At 37.4% G+C, this 2694-nt stretch carries 1 protein-coding gene; it reads right to left on the bottom strand.

Features of this window, described 5'->3' with window-relative positions; genetic code table 11:
* The coding region (locus tag ADIARSV_RS04065) for a hypothetical protein (RefSeq protein ID WP_152439766.1) at positions 1-2455 on the bottom strand (2455 nt) is incomplete at its 3' end.
* Between the last annotated feature and the right edge of the window lie 239 nt (positions 2456-2694).

Genomic DNA, 2694 nt, shown 5'->3' with positions numbered 1-2694 from the left:
TTTGTAAATTCCCTAATGAAATAGTTGCTGTTGCAGCTCCGAAACCACTAAGAGGTATAGCATTTTTTAAAGTTGCAGCCGCCTTACCTGAAGCATCACCCACATAAAGCTGACCATAAGGAAGGGCATTATCTACAGGAACCCATTGAGTGCCATCATAGACATAATAAATCCTATCTGTTGTGTTATAAAATGTATTTCCCGGTACAGGACTTGATGGGGCTGTAGTACCGCTTGGAACTGATCCTGATTTGCTGTCTACGTAGATCTTGGTTGCCGCGTCATTATCAGCAGTAGGAGTTGCAAGATTAATTATTTTATAATTATTAGTTCCATTGCCTAAGGAAATTGCTGCTGTAGCAACACCGAAATCACTGATTGGGACGCTGGTCTTGGCAACATCTTCTGCTAGATTAGAAGAGTTCCCTACAAAAACAGACCCCGCAGTTAGTGCGAGAGCTCCAGGAGATGCAATCTTAGAATCCACATAACTCTTTGTTGCAGCATCCTGTGGATATAAGGGCTCAGCAAGAAAACTGATGTTGTACATTGTTCCGGAATCACCCATGTTAATAGTGGCTGCAGCCTTACCGAATGCGCTCACAGAAATTGCACTGGTTGTTGTAGCGGAAGCTTTTCCAGAACTGTTACCTATAAATAATTTTCCGGTTGCAAGAGAAAGAGTTGTAGGAGTCATAAACAAGTCATCAGTATACTTTTTAGTAGCAGCGTCATTATCAGTGAGAGGAGTACCCAAATTGGTTAATTTAAAGTTACCGAAGGAAATATCTGTTAGTGTTGTACCAAAACCACTGAGAGCAATGGCACTTTTTAAAGTTGAAGTGGCTTTTCCTGAACTATTACCAACAAAGAAGTTGTTAGTTGCTAATGGAATATTAGAAGGATCAAGAGTTTTGTTATCCACATAACTTTTTGAAGCGGCATCCTGTGCTGCTGTGGGGTCGGCAAGATTTACTATTTTAAAATTCGTTGTTCCATCCCCAAATGAAATATCATTCGATGGGGATCCGAAACCACTTAAAGCAATAGTACTTTTGGCAACAGCACCTGCTTTCCCTAAGGCAGTACCCACAAAGAGATTACCCGTTGCTAAGGTGATATTTGCCGGATCAATGATTCTTGTGTCAACATAATTTTTCGAAGCAGCATCTTGTGCGGCTGTCGGATTTAAAAGGTTCACAATTTTATAGTTCGTTGTTCCATCTCCTAATAGTATATTGGAAACAGCAGAACCAAACCCACTAAGAGGAATACTGCTCTTGGTAATGGCAATTGCTTTATTTGATATATTTCCTATAAATAGATTACCATAAGGCAAGGTTAGCAAAGTTGTAGGATTAGTAAACAAAGCATCTACATAATTTTTAGTAGCAGCATCTTGTGCAGCTGTAGGATTGGCAACATTTACAACTCTATTGTTTGTTGTTCCATCTCCTAGAGAAACATTATCTGTTGGATTGGCAAATCCATTTAATGGAATATTTAACTTATCTAATTTTTCGTCAGTTACAGCGCCATTTTTGATTGTGAGCTTACCACTGTTGGTTATTGTTGCATCGCCAGACATAGATACTGGAGTTGCAACATTAGTCGTATTACCTACATACATCTGACCACTTGGCAAGATATTGTCTGCCGGCATCCATATAGTGCCATTATATACATAAAGTTTATGATCAGAAGTATTGTAAAACAAACTTCCTTCATTGACAGTAACGGTTGCTGGATCAGGATTAAAAATACCGCTGGGAGTAGATCCATTGGTTGAAATTTTTAGCCAAATGGTGCCATTGTAGATGTAAGATGAGTTATCCTCTGTGTTAAAAAACATTTCACCTACTTTGGCAGGATTTTGAAATTCAGAAGTACTACCGGAAGGGATTATTCCACTACCAACCGGAATCCATGTGGTGCCGCTATAGATATAGAGTTTATTTTCTGCAGTGTTATAAAAACCATCACCAAGTTTTGAACTAGTAGGAAATTGAGCGCCTGAAATATATTTAGAAATATCTGCATCAATAGCTAGAACAGCGGCGTTTTGCACAGCAATCTTTAAACTCTCATTTTGATTAACAGGATCATAGGTAGCAATCGGATATCCATTTGAAGTAGGACGAAATAGAGTGCCATTTGCAAATGCTGTAGGATATGTTATTCCAGCAAATATTGAACCACTTACATAGGATACATCTACAGTAATTTGACTGTCAAAAATACTTGTTATACTATCTATTTTAAATATTAAACCTTGCTGATCTGCAATCATATCCCCTTTTTTAATGTCCGAAGCAAAAAACAAATAAAAAGGATCCGTAAAAATACCCTCGATAGTATATTGCGATGTTGGAGTAGATGGAGTTTCACTTACTCCATTTAGAAAAAACGAGCCATTAAGCGGAGTTTGAGCATCGCAATTAATAAATGCTAACATTAAAAACCCAATCAAACATGCATTACATTTAAAATTATTCATTTTGCAAAACTTTATATCAATTATACTTCACAAACAGCTTTTTTAAGCCCCTTTGGTTCTCAAAACACTAAAACCCTAAAAGAATAGTCCAAGCGTTTATATTAATGGTCCATTGCAATGATATAGTATTATTTGTATATCCAGTTACCATCATATATATAGTATTTCCTGCAGATCCTGGAGCACCATATCTATGT

The organism is Arcticibacter svalbardensis MN12-7, assembly GCF_000403135.1.
In the GTDB taxonomy this organism is placed as follows: Bacteria; Bacteroidota; Bacteroidia; order Sphingobacteriales; family Sphingobacteriaceae; genus Arcticibacter; species Arcticibacter svalbardensis.
Note: the sequence above shows the minus strand (reverse complement) of the source record. Positions and strands in the feature narration are given on the sequence as shown.